At 71.7% G+C, this 17,232-nt stretch carries 15 protein-coding genes and 3 pseudogenes; 8 read left to right on the forward strand and 10 right to left on the reverse strand.

Features of this window, described 5'->3' with window-relative positions; all coding sequences use genetic code 11:
- Positions 1-12: 12 nt before the first annotated feature.
- Complete coding sequence (locus ACFYZZ_RS02080; RefSeq protein WP_389170289.1) at positions 13-1,077, reverse strand: LacI family DNA-binding transcriptional regulator; 1,065 nt, start codon at positions 1,075-1,077, stop codon at positions 13-15.
- A gap of 371 nt (positions 1,078-1,448) precedes the next feature.
- Between ACFYZZ_RS02080 and ACFYZZ_RS02085 the strand changes: the two genes are divergently transcribed.
- Genes ACFYZZ_RS02085 through ACFYZZ_RS02095 form a run of 3 tightly spaced genes read left to right on the forward strand, consistent with a single transcriptional unit; the run spans position 1,449 to position 5,220 of the window.
- A complete protein-coding gene (locus ACFYZZ_RS02085; protein WP_389170292.1) occupies positions 1,449-2,642 on the forward strand; it encodes a cytochrome P450 in 1,194 nt (397 codons plus the stop codon).
- Between the two features lie 2 nt (positions 2,643-2,644).
- Positions 2,645-4,540, forward strand: a complete 1,896-nt coding sequence (locus ACFYZZ_RS02090; protein ID WP_389170293.1) for a cytochrome P450 — start codon at positions 2,645-2,647, stop codon at positions 4,538-4,540.
- The gene (locus tag ACFYZZ_RS02095) at positions 4,537-5,220 is read left to right on the forward strand and encodes an SDR family oxidoreductase (protein ID WP_389170296.1); all 684 of its coding nucleotides are present in this window, start codon (positions 4,537-4,539) and stop codon (positions 5,218-5,220) included. Before ACFYZZ_RS02090 ends, ACFYZZ_RS02095 begins: the two co-directional genes overlap by 4 nt.
- Before the next feature lie 90 nt (positions 5,221-5,310).
- On the opposite strand, the pseudogene ACFYZZ_RS02100 reads toward ACFYZZ_RS02095, so the two are convergent.
- From ACFYZZ_RS02100 to ACFYZZ_RS02115, 4 genes and pseudogenes are all read right to left on the reverse strand, one after another.
- Positions 5,311-5,403 (reverse strand): annotated as a pseudogene (locus ACFYZZ_RS02100) (IS5/IS1182 family transposase); the annotation flags it as partial.
- A 194-nt stretch (positions 5,404-5,597) separates the two neighbouring features.
- Complete coding sequence (locus ACFYZZ_RS02105) at positions 5,598-6,035, reverse strand: DUF2267 domain-containing protein (RefSeq protein WP_389170299.1); 438 nt, start codon at positions 6,033-6,035, stop codon at positions 5,598-5,600.
- Between the two features lie 66 nt (positions 6,036-6,101).
- Positions 6,102-6,497, reverse strand: a complete 396-nt coding sequence (locus ACFYZZ_RS02110; RefSeq protein WP_389170302.1) for a DUF2267 domain-containing protein — start codon at positions 6,495-6,497, stop codon at positions 6,102-6,104.
- A gap of 104 nt (positions 6,498-6,601) precedes the next feature.
- On the reverse strand, positions 6,602-7,033 hold the full coding sequence (locus ACFYZZ_RS02115) for an Hsp20/alpha crystallin family protein (RefSeq protein ID WP_389170305.1): 432 nt from the start codon (positions 7,031-7,033) through the stop codon (positions 6,602-6,604).
- Positions 7,034-7,161: 128 nt separating this feature from the next.
- Between ACFYZZ_RS02115 and ACFYZZ_RS02120 the strand changes: the two genes are divergently transcribed.
- Positions 7,162-7,806, forward strand: a complete 645-nt coding sequence (locus ACFYZZ_RS02120; protein ID WP_389170307.1) for a type III effector protein — start codon at positions 7,162-7,164, stop codon at positions 7,804-7,806.
- A 69-nt stretch (positions 7,807-7,875) separates the two neighbouring features.
- On the opposite strand, the pseudogene ACFYZZ_RS02125 reads toward ACFYZZ_RS02120, so the two are convergent.
- Positions 7,876-8,534 (reverse strand): annotated as a pseudogene (locus ACFYZZ_RS02125) (transposase); the annotation flags it as partial.
- On the opposite strand from ACFYZZ_RS02125, the pseudogene ACFYZZ_RS02130 reads away from it, so the two are divergent.
- Both ACFYZZ_RS02130 and ACFYZZ_RS02135 read left to right on the forward strand, forming a co-directional pair.
- Positions 8,528-8,681 (forward strand): annotated as a pseudogene (locus ACFYZZ_RS02130) (cell wall anchor protein); the annotation flags it as partial. The pseudogenes ACFYZZ_RS02125 and ACFYZZ_RS02130 overlap by 7 nt on opposite strands.
- Positions 8,682-8,791: 110 nt before the next feature.
- Positions 8,792-10,366, forward strand: coding sequence for a carboxylesterase/lipase family protein (locus ACFYZZ_RS02135; protein WP_389170310.1), 1,575 nt, complete (start codon positions 8,792-8,794; stop codon positions 10,364-10,366).
- 89 nt (positions 10,367-10,455) lie between these two features.
- On the opposite strand, the gene ACFYZZ_RS02140 is transcribed toward ACFYZZ_RS02135, so the two are convergent.
- Together ACFYZZ_RS02140 and ACFYZZ_RS02145 are read right to left on the reverse strand one after the other, a co-directional pair.
- Entirely contained in the window at positions 10,456-11,313 is an 858-nt protein-coding gene (locus tag ACFYZZ_RS02140; RefSeq protein WP_389170313.1) for an NAD(P)H-binding protein, read from the reverse strand.
- The gene (locus ACFYZZ_RS02145; RefSeq protein WP_389170315.1) at positions 11,310-11,738 is read right to left on the reverse strand and encodes a nuclear transport factor 2 family protein; all 429 of its coding nucleotides are present in this window, start codon (positions 11,736-11,738) and stop codon (positions 11,310-11,312) included. Before ACFYZZ_RS02145 ends, ACFYZZ_RS02140 begins: the two co-directional genes overlap by 4 nt.
- 172 nt (positions 11,739-11,910) lie before the next feature.
- Here ACFYZZ_RS02145 and ACFYZZ_RS02150 point away from each other — a divergent pair, with 172 nt between their 5' ends.
- Positions 11,911-12,519 carry a TetR/AcrR family transcriptional regulator gene (locus tag ACFYZZ_RS02150; RefSeq protein ID WP_389170318.1) on the forward strand — a complete coding sequence of 203 codons (609 nt, stop codon included), beginning with the start codon at positions 11,911-11,913 and terminating at the stop codon, positions 12,517-12,519.
- 18 nt (positions 12,520-12,537) lie between these two features.
- On the opposite strand, the gene mmuM is transcribed toward ACFYZZ_RS02150, so the two are convergent.
- The gene (gene mmuM / locus ACFYZZ_RS02155) at positions 12,538-13,461 is read right to left on the reverse strand and encodes a homocysteine S-methyltransferase (protein WP_389170321.1); all 924 of its coding nucleotides are present in this window, start codon (positions 13,459-13,461) and stop codon (positions 12,538-12,540) included.
- Positions 13,462-13,546: 85 nt separating this feature from the next.
- Here mmuM and argG point away from each other — a divergent pair, with 85 nt between their 5' ends.
- On the forward strand, positions 13,547-14,998 hold the full coding sequence (gene argG / locus ACFYZZ_RS02160; RefSeq protein WP_389170324.1) for an argininosuccinate synthase: 1,452 nt from the start codon (positions 13,547-13,549) through the stop codon (positions 14,996-14,998).
- Between the two features lie 103 nt (positions 14,999-15,101).
- Here the strand turns inward: argG and ACFYZZ_RS02165 are convergent, their stop codons facing one another.
- Positions 15,102-17,207, reverse strand: coding sequence for an autotransporter (locus ACFYZZ_RS02165; protein WP_389170327.1), 2,106 nt, complete (start codon positions 17,205-17,207; stop codon positions 15,102-15,104).
- Positions 17,208-17,232 lie beyond the last annotated feature (25 nt).

Consider the following 17,232-nt stretch of genomic DNA (forward strand, 5'->3'; position numbering starts at 1 on the left):
GGTTCGGGGCGGTCACCGCGATCCGCCCGAACGGGCGGCGGGCGGTGCGGCCGTACTCGCCCGCCGCACCAGCCGGGTCGACAGTTCCGTCCGTGTCCCCTCCGGGCGCTCGCCCTGCATCATCCGCACCAGCAGCCGCAGCGCGGTCGCCGCCATCTCCGCGAGGGGCTGGCGGACGGTGGTGAGCGCCGGGGTGACCCAGCGGGCCTCGGGCAGGTCGTCGAAGCCGACCACGCTGACGTCGTCCGGCACCTTCAGCCCCCGCTCGGCAAGGGCGGTGTACACGCCGAGCGCCATCCGGTCCGAGCACACGAAGACCGCCGTCGGCGGCTGCGGCAGGTCCAGCAGTTCGTGCATGCGCAGGCGGGCGGTCGGCTCCTCGAAGCCGGCGTGCCGCACGTACTCGGCGCGGTGCCGTATCCCGGCCGAGGCGAGCGCCGAGCGGTAGCCCGCCACGCGGGCGCTGCTGCACATCTTGCGCCGCGGGCCGGCGATCACCGCGATCCGCTCGTGCCCGAGGGCCAGCAGATGCTCGGTCGCGCTCACCCCGCCCTGCCAGTTGGCGGCCCCCACCGACATCACTCCGGCCGGCGGCTCGTGGACGGGGTCGATCATCACGAACGGGATGCGGTGGTGGTCCAGCCAGGCGTACTGGGTCGGGGACAGCTCCGCCAGGTTGAACAGCACGCCCGAGGAACCGCGCGCGGTCAGCTTGTCCAGCCAGTCGCGCTCGGGGCGGTCCCCCCGGGAGCGGTTCAGGCCCGCCGAGACCACCACCTCGAGGCCTGCCTCGTACGCCGCCTCCTCCACTCCGTGCAGTACGGCACCCGACCAGGAGCTGTCGAGCGAGTGCGCCACCAGGTCCACCAGGGCCGGCGTCTTCGTCGCGTCGAAGCGGGGTCTGCGCACGTAGCCGAGCCGGTCGAGCGCCTCGGTGACCCGACGCCGGGTCTCCGGAGCTACATCTTCCCGTCCGTTGACGACCTTCGAAGCGGTCGGCACCGACACCCCCGCCTCGCGGGCGACCACCGCCAGCGTCGGCCCGGCCACCACGCTCGCACTCCCCGCACGGACCATAGGGAACCCGCCTCTCCGACCCGCCCTTGGGCCACCGAAAGTTGCGACCAACGCTGCTTCCGCGGCCTGCTCACCGACCGCGCAGAAAGCGCTTCCTACGATAGATGCGCGTCAACACGGCGTGAAGACATGGGAATTCGCGGGATGGTGGGCGGGGGGACTTTCGAAACTTCGAACAGGGTGGGGTGGTTGTGGCGCCGAGTTTGCGCTGCCGAAATCACGGAATCCCTGCTCAACGCGGTGATGGACGGCGGCGCATCACCCATTTGGAGTAATCCGATCGTATGCCGAGTCGCACGTCACCCGTTCGGAGTGGTCAATGGGGAGGGCTGACACGAGACCTTCGCTCATCGCCCCGAGGGGTTGATGCCATGGGAATCATCGGCTCCATCGATGCCCTTGCGGATGTGCACACCGGCGACCCGTACCCCGTCTACGAACGACTGCGTGAGACCGAACCGGTGTACCGGTGCCGGAGCGGCACCTACCTCCTGACGCGTTACCCGGACTGCCGGCGCGTACTGACCGAACGCGGGCTGTTCCTCGCGCCGGGTGCTCACCGCCCGTCCAGGGGGACGGCCGGACCTGCCGCGCCGGTGCTGTCCCGCGTCATGAGCTCGCAGAATCCTCCCCGGCACACGAGAATGCGTGCGGCAGTGGCCCGGCGGTTCGCCGAGCACGTGCGACGACGGCAGCCGTGGCTCAGCAGCCTCTGCGACCACCTGCTCGAACCGGTGGTCGCACAGCTGGGCCACGGTGTCGCCGACATGACCCCGGTCGCCGAGGCCTTCCCTCGCGACACGATCATGCACATGCTGGGACTGCCCCGGACCGACCGAGAGCTGGTCTCGACGCTCGTCGCCGACATCTTTCCGACTTCGGGGCCGTTGCCCGCAGGAGAAGGCGACGGCGCGGCGGCGATGCGACGGCTCACCGACTACCTCCAAGAGGAAGTGGCCCGCAGGCGCCGTGCGCCCGGCGACGATCTGACGTCCGAACTCGTCCGTGTGCACACCGCCCGTCCCGAGGCCCTGCCGCACGACGAACTGGTCAGCATTCTCACGGGCCTCACGGTCGCCGGATTCCCGCAGATCGCCGCGGGGATCGAGACCGGAATCGTCCTGATGATCCGTCACCCCGAGCGTGCGGTCTTCCTGGACGACCCGGTCCGTGCCCGGATGTTCGTCGACGAGTTGCTCCGCTACGACGCACCGGTGCAGTTCACCCCCGCCCCGCGCGTTCCCGCCAGGACGGTGGTCATCGGCGGCGTGACGATACCGGCGGGCGCGCGGGTCTGGCCGGTGCTGGGCGCCGCCAACCGGGATCCCGCCGTGTACTCCCGGCCGGACGAGTTCCTGCCGGGACGCGGCGGGCCACGTCATCTGAGCTTCGGCGGAGGCGCCCACTACTGCCTCGGCGCCGAACTGGTGCACCTCGAGATCGCGATGCTGTTGCAGCGGCTTCGGCAGCGGCTCCCCGATCTCGCGCAGGCACAGCCTCCTGCCCAGAGGTACGGCCGGCTGCGCGGGTTCACGTCCCTGCCCGTCATGCGAACGGAGCGCTGATCGTGAGGAACCGCAGGAGTCCCGGCACCTGCCCAGGCCCAGAGAGCATGCAGGTCTTCCTGGAGCGCACCGCCTGCTCCACGTTCCTCGACGCCGCACTCGTCGTCTACGAAGCGATCAGGCCGGGCTGCCCCTACCCGTGCTTCGGCGTGCTGGTCGGCCGTATGCACGAGGGCAACGCCCGCATCGAGCGCGTCGAGTTCGGCCGCAACGTACGGGCTACCGACAGCGCGGCCCTGGGAGAGTTCGCGGAACGCATCGTCCCGTGCTTCGGGACGGCCTACGAGAACCCACATCGCGGGTACTGGTGCGATTCCACCGACCTGCTGCGCATCCTGCGGGGCGCCGAGGCCGACGACCTGGACATCCTCGGGTCGATCCACCTCCACCCCGACTGGCACAACATCGACTCACCGGGCGGAGGGGCGCCGCTGAGCGAGCACCCGACGCGTATGGACACCTACGTGTTCGTGAACACGGGGTGGCCGGTCAACCTGATCTGCTACCTGGAGCGACGCAACTGCAGCATGTACCACTCATGGGGTGCGTGGACCCCGAACGCCGCCGACCCCTCGAACCCCCGTTGCGACGCGCTGCCGGTACGCCTGGCCCTGCCCGCCCATGCTCGGGGCAACGGACGACCAGCGACCGCGCGGCATGAAGGTCGTGTGAACTCGGAGCAGGTCACCGATCTCATGGATCAGCAGAGCTATGTCGATGCCCCCCATGAGCTGCTCGCCGGCTGGCGGGACGAACGCCCCGTACAGCGCGTGATGTTCGCCGGCGCTCCGGTGTGGCTCGTCACGCGCCACGAGGACATCCGGACGGCGAGCAAGGATCCACGGCTGAGCAACGATCCGGGGCACGGCAACAAGACCGTCCGGTCCGCCCCGTGGGCCTTCGCCGACGAGACCTACACCGTCACACGCAACATGCTCCGCTCCGACCCCCCGGACCACACCAGACTGCGGGCCCTGGTGGCAGGTGAGTTCACCCCGGGCCGCATCGATGCCCTGCGCCCCCGCATCCAGGAGATCACCGACGACCTCCTCGCCCCGGTCCTTCCGCTGGGGCGCCTGGACGTCATCACCGACTTCGCCAAGCGCCTGCCGCTCACCGTCATCTCCGAAGTGCTCGGCGTGCCGGCCGAAGGGCGCGACACCTTCGCGCGTCTGGCCGGCGTCTACGTCGAGATGAGCGAGGGCGACCACGACCGCATGCCCCGCGCCGCCTGCGAGATGCGGGACTACCTCATCGGACTGCTCAAGGAGAAGAGGGAGGCCACCGCCGGCGCCGACGACCTGCTGGGCCGCCTTCTCGCGGGCGATCAACGGGAGGACGAGCTGATCGCCATGTCCTTCCTCCTCCTGGTGGCCGGCTTCGAGACGACCGCGAACCTCATCGGCAACGGCGTACTGGCCCTGCTGGAGCACCCCGGGCAACTGGCGACGCTCCGCGCACAGCCGCACCTCATGGGGCAGGCGATCGAGGAGATCCTCCGCTGGAACGGCCCCATCAAGATGGCGCCCGTCCTGCGGTTCACGACGGGCGAGGTGCAGATCGGAGACGTCACCGTTCCCGGTGGCGGAGAGGCCGTACTGCTGTCCTACGGCGCCGGCAACCGCGATCCCGCCCGTTTCGCCGAACCCGACCGGTTCGACATCCACCGCGACAGCCGGGGTCACCTCGCCTTCGGACACGGGATCCACCACTGCCTGGGCGCACCGCTCGGCAAGGCGGAAGCCGCCATCGGGCTGCGCACCCTACTGGAACGCTGCGACGAACTGGCGCTCGCGACCGACCCCGGTGAACTGACCTGGGGGTACAGCCGGTTCATGCGTGGACTGACCAGCCTGCCGGTCACCTTCCGGCCCGTCAAAGGAGGTGTCACACCATGACCACGCCACGACCGCGCGCCCTCGTGACCGGCGCCTCCCGGGGGATCGGCGCCGCCATCGCCCGTGCCCTCGCCCCCACACACGACGTGCTCCTCGGCGGCCGGGACGCCCGATTGCTGGAGGCACTGGCCCACGAGCTGCCCGGAGACGCCGGCACCTGGGTGGCCGACCTCGCGGATCCCGGGGGACTCGCCCGGGCCACGACGGACATCGACCGACTGGACGTGCTCGTGCACAACGCAGCCGTCGCGGAACCCGGCACCATCGCCGACACCTCGCTCGACGCCTGGCAGCGCGTCTTCGCCGTCAACCTCTTCTCGGCCGCCGAACTCACCCGGCTGCTCCTGCCGCCCCTGCGCCGGGGCCGAGGACACGTAGTCCTGATCAACGCCGGGTCCGGCCTCCGGATCAAGTCGCATCGCGGCGCCTACGCCGCCAGCAAGTACGCCCTGCGAGCGTTCGCAGAGGCCCTCCAAGCCGAGGAGACCCCCAACGGAGTCCGGGTGACGTCGATCCACCCGGGCCCGACAGACACCGACCTGCAACGCAGGGCGGCCGAACGGGCGGGCCGCGAGTACCGCCCGGAGCAGTTCCTGCGCCCCGAGTCGGTGGCCGACGTCGTACTCAACGCGGTACGGACACCTGCGGACGCGACGGTGTCCCGTACTGTCATCGACTGAGGACTGTTCAGGGTGGCTCCGGTCGTCACTTGAGCGCCCCCAACGTCACCCCCGTCCGCCAATACCGCCGCATCCCCACCATCATCACCGCACGTACAGGATCGCGTTCATGATCTCGCGCAGGTCGTGCTCGGGCGGCCGCCCGAAATCCAGGGCCCTGCCGCGGCGCTCGAAGGGCCAGGCAGCCTGTTTGGGATCTTCGGAGTGCGTATGAGAGGTGCTTCCAGCGTCGGCTCACTCAGCGCCGGTGACGGACCACGCTGCGCCCTGGTCGCGTCAGCATGATGCCGGTGACCGTGACGCGCTGTGCGGTCTTTGCAGCCCGTGCACGCGTCATGGTCACCGGCATGCTGTGGCGCCCGAAAGGCGCGGCGTGCCTATGCGGCTTGGGTGAGTTCGGCGCGGCCGAACAGCAGCGCGTAGCCGGAGGGGAGCTGGCGCAGGATGCGGGTGATGAGGTCGGGGCCGGCGTAGGTCGCGACGGCGGAGAAGACGGATCCGGTGTCCCAGCGGGTGGTGGCCAGGGAGGCACCGGTGCGGGCGGCGAGGTCCTTGATGAAGGCCCAACCGGTCAGCGGCTGGGTGTCGGGGATCTGGGCGGTGAGGATGCGTGCGGCTTCGAGGGGGAGGCGGGCGGCCAGTTCGACGCGTTCGTCGCCGGTCAGCTGGCGTCCCAGTCCGGCGAGGACGAGACGGACGGCTTCCTCGGCCTTCTCGCGGGTGGGGTAGGCGCCGTCGTAGCGGACTTCTTCCAGCATCTGCTCGTACGCCATCCCGTAGGAGTGCTGGAGCGGCGCGCGCCGGTCGGACGTCACGGTGGTGGTTGCCTTTCTGTCGCCGGGGTCGTGGTGGCCGGTGTGCGGTCACCGGGGGGTGGGTGGTCAGGTGGGCTGGGGGCGGCCGAAGAGGAGGTCGTAGCCCGCGGGAAGCTGGAGCAGGATCTCTTTGAGGAGGTCATCGCCGGCGGCGTCGGCGACCGTGGACAGGACGGCGCTGACGTCCCAGGCGGCGGTGTGTTCGGTGGCCCCTTCGATCCAGGCCGCAGTCGCGCGCACGAACCGCTCCGGGGGCAGCGGCTCGGCGCTCTGCAGCGGGTTGAGGAGGATCAGGGCGAAGTCTTCCGGCAGTCGCGCCGCAAGCTGGGCGCGTACCTCGCCGACCAGGTGTGCGCCCAGCAGGGCGAGCACCACGCGGGCCGCGCGTTCGGCTTCCTGCAGGGTGCCGTACTCGCCGCGTTCCTTCACCTGGCCGAGGAACGCTTCGCGTCGCACAGTCATGTCGGCCGCGCCCCTTTCCTCAGGTCCACGGGGCGCGGAGGACGGGCGAGGGGGGGAGATCAGGTACCCGTCCTCCGCCGCTGTTCAGCCCTCGTCTGTCCGGCTCAGCCGGAGATCTCCTTGCGTCCGGATCCGACGCCGATGGCGATCTTGCGGGGCTTGGCGCGCTCAGTGATCGGGATGCGCAGGGTGAGCACGCCCGCGTCGTAGTCGGCCTGGATGTGCTCGGTGTCCAGCGTGTCGGCGAGCACGATCTGGCGGGAGAAGACGCCCAGCGGCCGTTCCGACAGCTCCATCTGCACGTCGTCGGCCTTCGTCACGGGCCGGCGTTCGGCCTTGACGGTCAGCATGTTCCGTTCGACGTCGATGTCGATCGCGTCCGCGCTGACGCCGGGGATGTCGAAGGCCACCACGTACTGGTCGCCCTCGCGGTAGGCGTCCATCGGCATCGGGGACGGCCGCGACCAGGTGCCCGGGCCGATCAGCTGCTGTGCCAGCCGGTCCAGCTCACGGAAGGGGTCAGTGCGCATCAACATCGGAAAACACCTCCAGGAAGGTTCAGGCAGTTGCTGCCAATGCGCCTCACTGAAACCGTTGTAACATGTCATCCAATGGATGACAAACATGGTGTCGTCCAAAGGACGACTACCTGAGGGAGGTGCCCATGACCCCGGCCGACCAGCCGGCATCGTCCAGCCCCGACACACAAGGACCGGCGTCGTTCCTCGCCGCCGCGGCAGCCCTTCACGCCATAGACGATGCCCTGCATGCCGCCCGGCACGAGGTCCCCGGCACGGCCCAGACCCATGACGTCGGCCCGGAACAGGCCCTGGCCTCTCTTCTGCTGCTGCGGCAGGTACGCGAGCAGCTCGCCGGATGGGAAACCGGCCTGATCGAAACCGCCCGCCAGGCGGGTGCCAGCTGGGCCGACCTCGCCCACCCCCTCGGCGTCGCCAGCCGCCAGGCCGCCGAACGCCGCTACCTGCGCGGCCGGCCCGGCCCCGCAGGAACCACCGGCGAACAACGCGTCCAGGCCACCCGCGAACGCCGCGCCGCCGAACGCACCACCGCCACCTGGGCCCGCCGCAACGCCGCCGAACTGCGCCGCATCGCCGGCCAGATCACCGCCCTCACCGACCTGCCCGCCGCGGCCCGCAACCCGATCAGCCACCTCCACGCGGCCCTCGCCCACGACGACCCCGCCGTCCTCATCCGCCCCCTCAACGCCACCCGCCCCCACCTGGCCCCCGGCCACCCCGACCTCGCCGCCCAGCTCGATGCCCTTACGAACCCGACGGCCCCCGACTGACTGGATCTCGCAAAGCGGCAGGGACTCGTAGGGCTGCGCCAGGGCGGGTGTGGACGCGTCCGGGCAGACTCAGCCAGCCGGAGCCGGAGCCGGAACGGGAGGCAGGGCCGACGTCGTCGCAGGCCGACGCCGGGGTGGCGCGGCTCCGGGAGCGACTGTGGCGCTGGGGGCGTGGAGAGCCGAACAGGCTGGCTGGGTCAGACGGCGGGTCATCAGACTGATCGCCGCCCACGTGATCAAAGCCTAGCTGTGCCGGGGCAGCCGCTCGTAGTCCCGGACCAAGCGGCGGGCGTGCATGATCCCCCCCGGTTACCGTTCCACCACCCAACGGCGGGGCAGGACGACGAACCCGGTCACGTCCTTCGGCCGGGACACGGTGCGGACGGTGAGGTGCAGGAAGTCCCGCGCCCAGTCGACGAGTTGGCCGGCAGAGGCGGAGTCCGCCCAGACCAGTTGCCGACGGTCTCCGCGGCGTTGACCGACTGGGAGTCGATGATGATCGCCACCGCGTGCGGGGCGCGGCCCATGCCCTGCCGGATCTTCCGGCGCAGCTGATCGCGGATGACCCCCAGCACGCCGGCGGCGGCCCACTTCGCCAGGAAACCGTAGACCGTGCGCCACGGCGGGAAGTCACGGGGCAGGGTCCGGTACTTGCAGCCGGAATCGACCAGGCAGCGGATGGCGTCCACGATGTCGCGGCGTGGCCACTTCTCCGGCCGCGAACTGCGCCCAGCAGGCCCAGACCGCCGACTCCGCCGCCTCCCGCGGCCAGGTCCGGCCGGTGTGGGCGATGCTCCACTACCACTACAACCGGCGCCTCCACCTCCGGTGGATACAACCAGCTCGGGTTCGGCACCCTCATGTACGCCAAATAGGCCGACGTAGCCCGAACGGCCCAGCGTGGGGTCTGTGCACCGGAATACATCCGGGCGATGTGGTGCTCTGAAGTGAACGGTGCACGAGCGCGGCGAAGGGCTGGCGGGCGATGACGGCAGACCAGGCGGGCCCCGTGGTCACCACGCCCCACGGGGCCCTACGCGGCCGGTACGAGCACGGTGTCGCGGTGTTCCGGGGCATCCCGTACGCCGCCCCGCCCTTCGGCCCCCGTCGGTTCCGACCGCCCGAGCCGCCCGAGCCCTGGGACGGGACACGCGACGCCGGAGCCTTCGGGCCGACGGCGCCGAAACCCCCGTACTCCGAGGCCTTCGCCCAGTACCTGTCGGACCCGGTCATCCCCGGCGACGACTGCCTCAACCTCAACGTGTGGACCCCGGAGCCGGGCCCCGGCGCCCGGCTCCCGGTCCTGGTCTGGCTGCACGGCGGGGCACTGACCAGGGGATCCTCGGCGGTGCCCGTGTACGACGGCCGCACCTTCGCCCGCGACGGAGTCGTCTGCGTCTCGGTCAACTACCGGCTGGGCGTCGAGGGCTACGGCCTGTTCCCTGACGCGCCGCCCAACCCCGGCCTGCGCGACCAGCTCGCCGCCCTGCGCTGGGTGCACGAGACCATCGCGGCCTTCGGCGGCGACCCCGGCAACGTGACCCTCTGCGGACAGTCGGCCGGCGCCATCAGCGCCGGAGCCCTGATCGCCGCACCCCAGACCCAGGGCCTGATACGCCGGGCGGTCCTGCAGAGCGGCCCGCCGGAAGCCTCCGAACGCGACAAGGTACGGCGCATGGTGCGCCGCATGGCCACCCGGCTGAAGGTCCCCGCCACCGCCGAGGCCTTCGCCACCGTCGACCGCGACCTGCTGCTGCGCACCCAGGCCGAGGTGGGGCGGCTGAGCAGTCCCGTCCTGGGCGGCCCCGCCTTCGGCATCGTCGTCGACGGCGACCTCGTACCCGGCGATCCGCTCCAGGCCCTCATCGACGGCGAGGCCGCCCGGGGTGTCGACCTCCTCATGGGCTGGACCCGGGACGAGTACCGGCTGTGGCTGGTGCCCGGCGGACTCCTGGAGCGCGTCGACCGGCTCGGCCCCGTCGCCCTGGCCGGTGCCATGGCCCGCTGCCACGTCGGCCACGAGGTCCCGCGCGGCTACCGCACCCTGCACCCCGACGCCGGCACCTCCGAGATCGTCGGCCAGATGGTCACCGACCACCTGCTGCGGGTCCCGCTGCGCCGGCTGGCCGATGCCCGCCCCGGCACCTCGTACCTCTACGAGTTCGCCTGGCCGTCCCGCATCCCCGGCCTGGCCGCCTGCCACGCCCTGGAACTCGGGTTCGTCTTCGACACCGGCGACGTCCCGGAGTCCGCCAGGCTGGCCGGCGAGGGGGCCCCGCCGGAGCTGTGCACCGCGATGCACGCGGCCTGGGTGCGGTTCGCCGCGACCGGGGATCCGGGCTGGCAGCCCTGGGACGCCTCCCATCCGGTACGGATCTTCGACGACGGCGACCCGCACACCGTGTACGGTCTCCGGGATCCGGAACTCGCCCTCTGGACGACCGCCCCCACGGTCCCGGAACCGGCCTCCGTCTCCGCCTCCGACGCCCGGGCCACCGGAGCCGAACTCGCCTCAGCGGTACGGCGGTTGCGCCGCTCGGTGGGGGCGCGGCGCCGCTGAGAGGTACGCGGTGGACCACGCCTACTGGGATGGATGGACGTCCTCGCCTACCGGGTCGGACTGCCGTCCGGGGCCGGCCGAAGCCGGGTTCAGTCCTGTGCCAACTCGCGTTCGGCGACCTCCCGGAAGCTGTGCGGCGGGCGGCCGGTGAGGCGCCGGACGGTCTCGGTGGTCCGGTCCTCGGCTCCCTGCGCGATGGCGCGTTCCATGCCGGCCAGCATGGCGGCGAACTCCAGCGGCATGGACGCGGCCAGGCGGTCACGCATCTGGTGGTACGTCAGGTGCCGGTGGGTCACCGAGCGGCCGGTGACCTCCGTGAGGACGCGGGCGACGTCGTCGTGGCTGAGCGCCTCCGGGCCGGTCAGGACCAGGTCGGCATCGGGCGCGCGGCTGTCGGTCAGGGCACGGACCGCGACGGCGGCGATGTCGTCGGCGTCGACGAAGCCGACCCGGCCGGTGCCGGCCGCGGTCAGGATGACCCCGTCCGCACGGATGCTGTGGGCGTGGGCGTGCGTGCCGGTGAAGTTCTGCATGAACCAGGAGGGCCGCAGCACCGCCCACTGGTCGAACAGGCCGGGCAGGGCCCGGTGCACCATTCCCGCTCCCGGGCCGCCCTCGGGGATGGCCGACGAGCTGAGGAGCACGGCGCGGTGTACGCCTGCGGTGCGGGCCCTGCGGAGGAAGGGCAGCATGACCGCGGCCGGGTCCGGGTCGCCGACCGGCGGGACGAGGTAGACGCGTTCGGTGCCGGTGAGGGCATCGTGGAAGGTCGTGGGGTCGTACCAGTCGAAGCGGACCGGTTGCGCGCCCGGGATCCGGGTGGCCCGGCGGCTCGCGGCCCTGACGCGGTGGCCGGCGGCGATCAGCCCGGCGGCGGTTCGGCTGCCGGTGGTGCCGGTCGCTCCGATGACGAGGGTGGTGCCGGTGTCGGTGCCTGTGACGGTCATCGGGCACCGCTGCCGGCGAAGTCCAGGCCGGGCTGCTGGACGGCGAGGGGGTTCCAGTAGTCCCGGTAGGAGGTGAACCGCCCGTCCTGGACGGACACGACGGCGATGTAGCTCATGTCGAAGGGGCTCCCCGTCCCGACCAGGCGGCCCACGCCGCGCATCTCGACCACGATCGTCTCCGGCCGGGTGGTCCGGTGGATCCGCAGGTCGGGGAAGCCGTGCAGGTCGATGTGGTCGGGGTAGTCGCGCATGTAGGCGGCGATGGCCTCCCGGCCCTCCAGCCGTTCGGGCCAGCCCGGGGGCGCGAAGGGGAACTCCATGACGCCGTCCTCGGCCCACAGGCCGACCCAGGCGGGAATGTCCTTGGCGAGGAGCAGGCGCAGGCTGTGGCGGTAGAGCACGTCCGGTGAGGTGTGGGTGGGCATGGAATCCTCCGTCCCGTACGATACGGACCCGTGGTCCGCTTCCGTTTGATTGGACGATACGGACCGCGGGTCCGGATCGCAAGGTGGGTCCCTGATCGAGGGAGGGGCCCACGTGACCGAGGGAGGAGCCGCGTGACCAAGGGAGTCGCTACGTGACCAGGGGAGGAGCCGCATGACCGAGCGCAGACCGCGCAAGGACGCGACGCGCAACCGGGCGGCCGCCTTCGCCGCCGCCGACACGCTCTTCGCTCACTGCCAGAGCCCCGAGAGCGTCACCATGGCCGACATCGCGGCCGCGGCCGGCGTCGGCAAGGCGACCCTCTTCCGCGCCTTCGGGGATCGCACCGGGCTGATCCGTGCGCTGTACGAGGCACGGCTCGAACCGGTCAGGAGCGCGGTCGAAGAGGGCCCGCCGCCGCTGGGTCCCGCCGCCCCGCCGCTGCTGCGCGTACCGGCCCTGCTCGACGCCGTCCTGTGCTTCAAGCTCGACAACCGCCACCTCGCACTGGCCCTGGAGCAGACCGGCGCGGCCAGCCCCTACCAGGCCGAGCACTACGAGCGCTGGCACGCCCTGCTCCGGGACCTGCTGGAGCAGATCCCGTCGGTCGGCACCGGCTCCGCCGACTTCACCGCCCACGCGCTGCTCGCCGCCACCCGAGCCGATCTGGTCGCCCACCTGGCCGGCGAGAGGGCTGTGCCTCGGGAGGAACTGCGCGAGCAACTGGCGAACTTCACCGCCACGGTCCTCGGCATCCGTCATGCGGGCGGCACGCCCGGCTGAGGGGGGTTGCTTGGACTGCTACGCCGTGAGCGCTCCGGCGATCCCCGCGATCGCCTCCGGACCCACCCGGCAGCACCCCCCGATCAGCCGGGCCCCCGCATCCCGCCAGCCCTTCACCTGCTCGGCGGCGAACGTGGTCCGCCCCTTCCAGGCGCGCGCCTCCGCGTCCCACGCCTCCCCGCTGTTGGGATAGACCACGACCGGCTTGCCGGTGACCCGGGCCGCGGTCTCGGCGGCGTACTCCACGTCCTCCGGGGCGCAGCAGTTCACGCCGACCGCGATCACCTCGTCGACGTCGGCGGCCAGGGCGAAGGCCTCGTCCAGGGGTTGCCCGGCCCGGGTGCGCCGACCGTCGACGGTGTACGAGAGCCAGGCCGGCACCCCAAGTCCGCGCAGCGCACGCAGCAGCGCCGTCGCCTCGTCGGTGTCCGGGATCGTCTCCAGCGCCAGCACGTCCGGAGCGGCGGCGGCCAGTACTTCCAGGCGCGGCCGGTGGAAGGTCTCCAGCTCGTCCACGCTCAGCCCGTACCGCCCCCGGTACTCGGAGCCGTCCGCGAGCATCGCCCCGTACGGGCCGACCGACGCGGCCACCCACAGCGGCCGTGCGACCCCGGCGTCCCGTGCCTGCCGTATCGCCTCCCGGGCCAGCTCCACGCTCAGCCCGAGCAGCCGGGCCGCCTCCGCGTGGTCGATCCCGCGCTTGGCGAAGCCCTCGAAGGTGGCCTGGTAGCTGGCGGTGATCGCCACGTTCGCGCCCGCCGTGAAATAGGCGAGGTGCGCCTCGGTGACCGCCTCGGGCCGCTCGGCCAGCAGACGGGCCGACCACAGCTCGTCGCTCAGATCGTGCCCCGCGGATTCAAGCTGGTTGGACATGCCGCCGTCGAGCACGACCGTCCCGGCGGCGAGGGCTTCGGCGAGGCTGGGGGAGGTGTTGCTGCTCATGTCATGACGCTAGTCGATGGGGTGGCAGGACCCGGATTGCGTCCAACGTGTTGCATGAAAATGCGAGATCCTGCATACTCTTGCTATGTCCAAGGTCCTCACCTCCCTCCCCACCGGCGAGCGCGTTGGTATCGCCTTCTCCGGCGGGCTCGACACCTCGGTCGCCGTCGCCTGGATGCGCGACAAGGGCGCCGTCCCGTGCACCTACACCGCCAACATCGGCCAGTACGACGAACTCGACATCGAGTCGGTGCCCGGCCGCGCCTTCGCGTACGGCGCCGAGATCGCCCGGCTCGTGGACTGCCGTGCCGCGCTGGTCGAGGAAGGGCTCGCGGCGCTGGCATGCGGCGCGTTCCACATCCGGTCGGGCGGGCGCCCGTACTTCAACACCACGCCGCTGGGGCGTGCCGTGACGGGCACCCTGCTGGTGCGGGCCATGCTTGAGGACGGGGTGCAGATCTGGGGCGACGGCTCCACCTTCAAGGGCAACGACATCGAGCGGTTCTACCGCTACGGGCTGCTCGCCAACCCGCACCTGCGGATCTACAAGCCCTGGCTGGACGCGGACTTCGTCACGGAGCTGGGCGGCCGCAAGGAGATGTCGGAGTGGCTGCTCGCGCACGGGCTGCCGTACCGGGACTCGACGGAGAAGGCGTACTCCACGGACGCCAACATCTGGGGCGCCACGCACGAGGCCAAGACCCTGGAGCACCTCGACACCGGCATCGAGTCCGTCGACCCGATCATGGGCGTACGGTTCTGGGACCCGTCGGTGGAGATCGCCACGGAGGACGTGACGGTCGGCTTCGACCAGGGCCGCCCGGTCACCATCAACGGCAAGGAGTTCGCCACCCCGGTCGACCTCGTCATGGAGGCCAACGCGATCGGCGGCCGGCACGGACTCGGCATGTCCGACCAGATCGAGAACCGGATCATCGAGGCGAAGAGCCGCGGCATCTACGAGGCGCCCGGCATGGCGCTGCTGCACATCGCCTACGAGCGCCTCGTCAACGCGATCCACAACGAGGACACCGTCGCCGCGTACCACAACGAGGGCCGGCGGCTGGGCCGGCTGCTCTACGAGGGCCGCTGGCTGGACCCGCAGGCGCTGATGGTGCGTGAGTCGCTGCAGCGCTGGGTCGGCGCGGCGATCACCGGCGAGGTGACCGTGCGGCTGCGGCGCGGCGAGGACTACTCGGTCCTCGACACCCGGGGCCCGGCGCTCAGCTACCACCCGGACAAACTCTCCATGGAGCGGACCGAGGACTCGGCGTTCGGCCCGGTGGACCGGATCGGCCAGCTCACCATGCGGAACCTGGACATCGCCGACTCCCGTGCGCGGCTGGAGCAGTACGCGACCCTGGGCCTGGTCGGCACCGACCACCCGGCCCCGATCGGCGCGGCCCAGGCTGCCTCGACCGGTCTGATCGGCGCCATGGACCAGGGCGGCGCCGAGGCGATCGCCTCGCGCGGCGAGGCCGCGGACGAGGAGGAGACGATGCTGGACCGCGCCGCGATGGAGTCCGGCACGGACTGAGCCCGCGGGAACATACGCGCTCAGGCAGCGGGCCCCGGCGGATTCTGTTCCGCCGGGGCCCGCTGTCGTGTGTCTCTACTCCCGTGTCCCTGCTCCTGTGTCCCTACTCCTGCACCGCGTGCCGGCCGCCCCTGCGACGGCCCTTGCGCCGGGTGCGCAGGGTCGCCGGGAACACCAGGCCGCCGAGCAGGCCGAGGGCGAGGACGTACGGCCACCAGCCGAAGCCGTCGGCCGCGGTGTTCGCGGTCCGGGGGCTCACGGCGCCCGGGCCGGCGGTGGCCTCGGCATCGGCGCCGGGGGTGGGGCTCTGGTTGGTCGCGGTCAGGACTACGTCGTTGCCGTCGCCGCCGTTGTAGCCGATCCGGTAGTCCGTGCCGGCGAGCCTGAGCCGGGCGCCCTCTGGCAGGCCGCCGAAGGTGCCCGTGGTCCGGGAGCGGCCGCCGTGCTCGATGACGGTGATCTCGGGCGCCGGATGGGCGCCGGCGGCGGACAGGTCGAGGGAGCCGGCGAGCCGCAGTCTGCCGGCCACCTTCAACGGCCGCTCACGCAGCTCCAGTTCGCCCTTCGCGTGCTGCGTGTAGTCCCCGGCCACCGTCAGACCGCCCGCCACCATGCCGTCGTTCGTCACAGCGCCCCGCACCGTGCCCGTGCCGGTGAGCGAGGTGGCCACCCGCAGCCCCGAAGTGCCCGCGTCGAGCAGTGCGCCCGCCGACACGAGCCTGATCGCCCTGCTGTGTATGAGCGTCGCCCCGGAGCGCAGGGCCAGCGTGCCCTTCGAGACGGTCGTCGTCCCGGTGTACGTCACCGCGTCGCCCGTGAGCATGGTCGTCGCGGCGCCCGACTGGACCAGTGCGCCGCTTCCGCTGACGTGGGTCAGCCGCACGGGAGTCGAGGCGTTCCGCAGGTACAGCGTCCCGTCGTTCACGATCCGCCGGCGTGCCGTCCCCGTCAGCAGGGAGCCGTCGCCGCCCCGCGCGCCCGAGCCCAGCCGCAGCACCGCGCCCTTCCCGACGGTGGTCGAGCCGTCGTAGTACTGCTGGGCGGCGAAGGTCACGTCGTTGCCGCGCGTCCCCGCGATCACCACGTCGCCGGCGCCGGGCGCGGCCAGCGTGTCGTGGTACCGGCCGCCGCCGATGGGGGCGCCCAGCGAAACCGGGCCGTTGTAGTCGAGGGTCAGCCGGGACCGTCGGCCACTGGCGGTGTGCAGATTGATGTACACGGTGTCCCGCGTACCCGGCATGAAGATCCGGTGCGTGGTCCCGTCGCCCCACTGCACGTCGGCACCCTCGATGTTCGTGCCCCGCTTGTTCAACTGGTGTGGAATGGCTCGCCAGTTCAGGGACGGGCTGCTCAGTGAGGGGTTGAGGTCCCCGCCCCGGTCGCTGTAGCTGTACTGCCCGGTGAGCACCACCTTGCTGCCCGGCCGGGTGTGGACGTTGACGTCGCTGCCGTACTCCCGCTGGTAGAAGTCCTGCCGCAGGGTGATGGTCCGGTACAGCGGGGTGTCGATGATCCACGAGCCCTGGTTGAGGATCGCGCGGGCACGGGGCAGCGCCACCGGGTACTCGGGGCGGCCTACGGCCATCCCGGTGCCGTTGTCGATGACCCCGGAGAAGGGGTGGGTGCCGGCGAGGTCGAGGGTGCCCCACATGTTGCGGGGCTGGGTGACCAGGCCCGAGCCGCTGATGGTGCCGATGTTGAAGGTGCGGGTCAGGGACAGCCGGAGGGTGCCGTCGACCCGGACGTTGAGCTGGTTCAACCGGTAGCCGGGGGTGTCGTACGGGAAGTGGCCGATGAGGCCGGTGCCGCCACCGGTCCCGTACTGCAGGGTGGCGCCGCGTTCGACCGTGATCGCGGGCGGGTCGGGGTGGGTCACGGTGGTGTACGGGTGGTTGCCGCCCTGGGTGCGCACGACCTGCCGTTGCCGGGACTCGGGCAGCGTGAAGTCGCTGTCCCTGGTGAGGATCAGCGTGCCGGTGCCGCGCACGGTGAGCGTGCCCCGGCCGCGGAAGACGCCGTCGTACGTGGTCGTCCCGGCCGGGACGGTGACCACCGCGTCCGAGGCGAGCGTCACGTCCCGCCCGGCGAGGACGTCGGCGGTGACGTCCCGGGTGCCGGCCGCGAGGGACGGTGAGGGGGCGCCGATCGTGAAGGCGACGGCCGCGAGGGCGCCTGCGGCCGCTGCTGTTCTGTGGGTGTGGGTGCGCACGACTGGGAGACGCGAGAACCCGTGG

The organism is Streptomyces sp. NPDC001816 (assembly GCF_042892235.1).
In the GTDB taxonomy this organism is placed as follows: Bacteria; Actinomycetota; Actinomycetes; order Streptomycetales; family Streptomycetaceae; genus Streptomyces.

Bases quoted from the DNA above. Each gene is read 5' to 3' on its own strand.
- ACFYZZ_RS02080 (WP_389170289.1), bottom strand. From the start codon at position 1,077: ATGGTCCGTGCGGGGAGTGCGAGCGTGGTGGCCGGGCCGACGCTGGCG.
- ACFYZZ_RS02145 (WP_389170315.1), bottom strand. From the start codon at position 11,738: ATGCCCACCCACACCTCACCGGACGTGCTCTACCGCCACAGCCTGCGC.
- ACFYZZ_RS02150 (WP_389170318.1), top strand. From the start codon at position 11,911: ATGACCGAGCGCAGACCGCGCAAGGACGCGACGCGCAACCGGGCGGCC.
- ACFYZZ_RS02085 (WP_389170292.1), top strand. From the start codon at position 1,449: ATGGGAATCATCGGCTCCATCGATGCCCTTGCGGATGTGCACACCGGC.
- mmuM (WP_389170321.1), bottom strand. From the start codon at position 13,461: ATGAGCAGCAACACCTCCCCCAGCCTCGCCGAAGCCCTCGCCGCCGGG.
- ACFYZZ_RS02095 (WP_389170296.1), top strand. From the start codon at position 4,537: ATGACCACGCCACGACCGCGCGCCCTCGTGACCGGCGCCTCCCGGGGG.
- ACFYZZ_RS02115 (WP_389170305.1), bottom strand. From the start codon at position 7,033: ATGTTGATGCGCACTGACCCCTTCCGTGAGCTGGACCGGCTGGCACAG.
- ACFYZZ_RS02140 (WP_389170313.1), bottom strand. From the start codon at position 11,313: ATGACCGTCACAGGCACCGACACCGGCACCACCCTCGTCATCGGAGCG.
- ACFYZZ_RS02120 (WP_389170307.1), top strand. From the start codon at position 7,162: ATGACCCCGGCCGACCAGCCGGCATCGTCCAGCCCCGACACACAAGGA.
- ACFYZZ_RS02110 (WP_389170302.1), bottom strand. From the start codon at position 6,497: ATGACTGTGCGACGCGAAGCGTTCCTCGGCCAGGTGAAGGAACGCGGC.
- argG (WP_389170324.1), top strand. From the start codon at position 13,547: ATGTCCAAGGTCCTCACCTCCCTCCCCACCGGCGAGCGCGTTGGTATC.
- ACFYZZ_RS02135 (WP_389170310.1), top strand. From the start codon at position 8,792: ATGACGGCAGACCAGGCGGGCCCCGTGGTCACCACGCCCCACGGGGCC.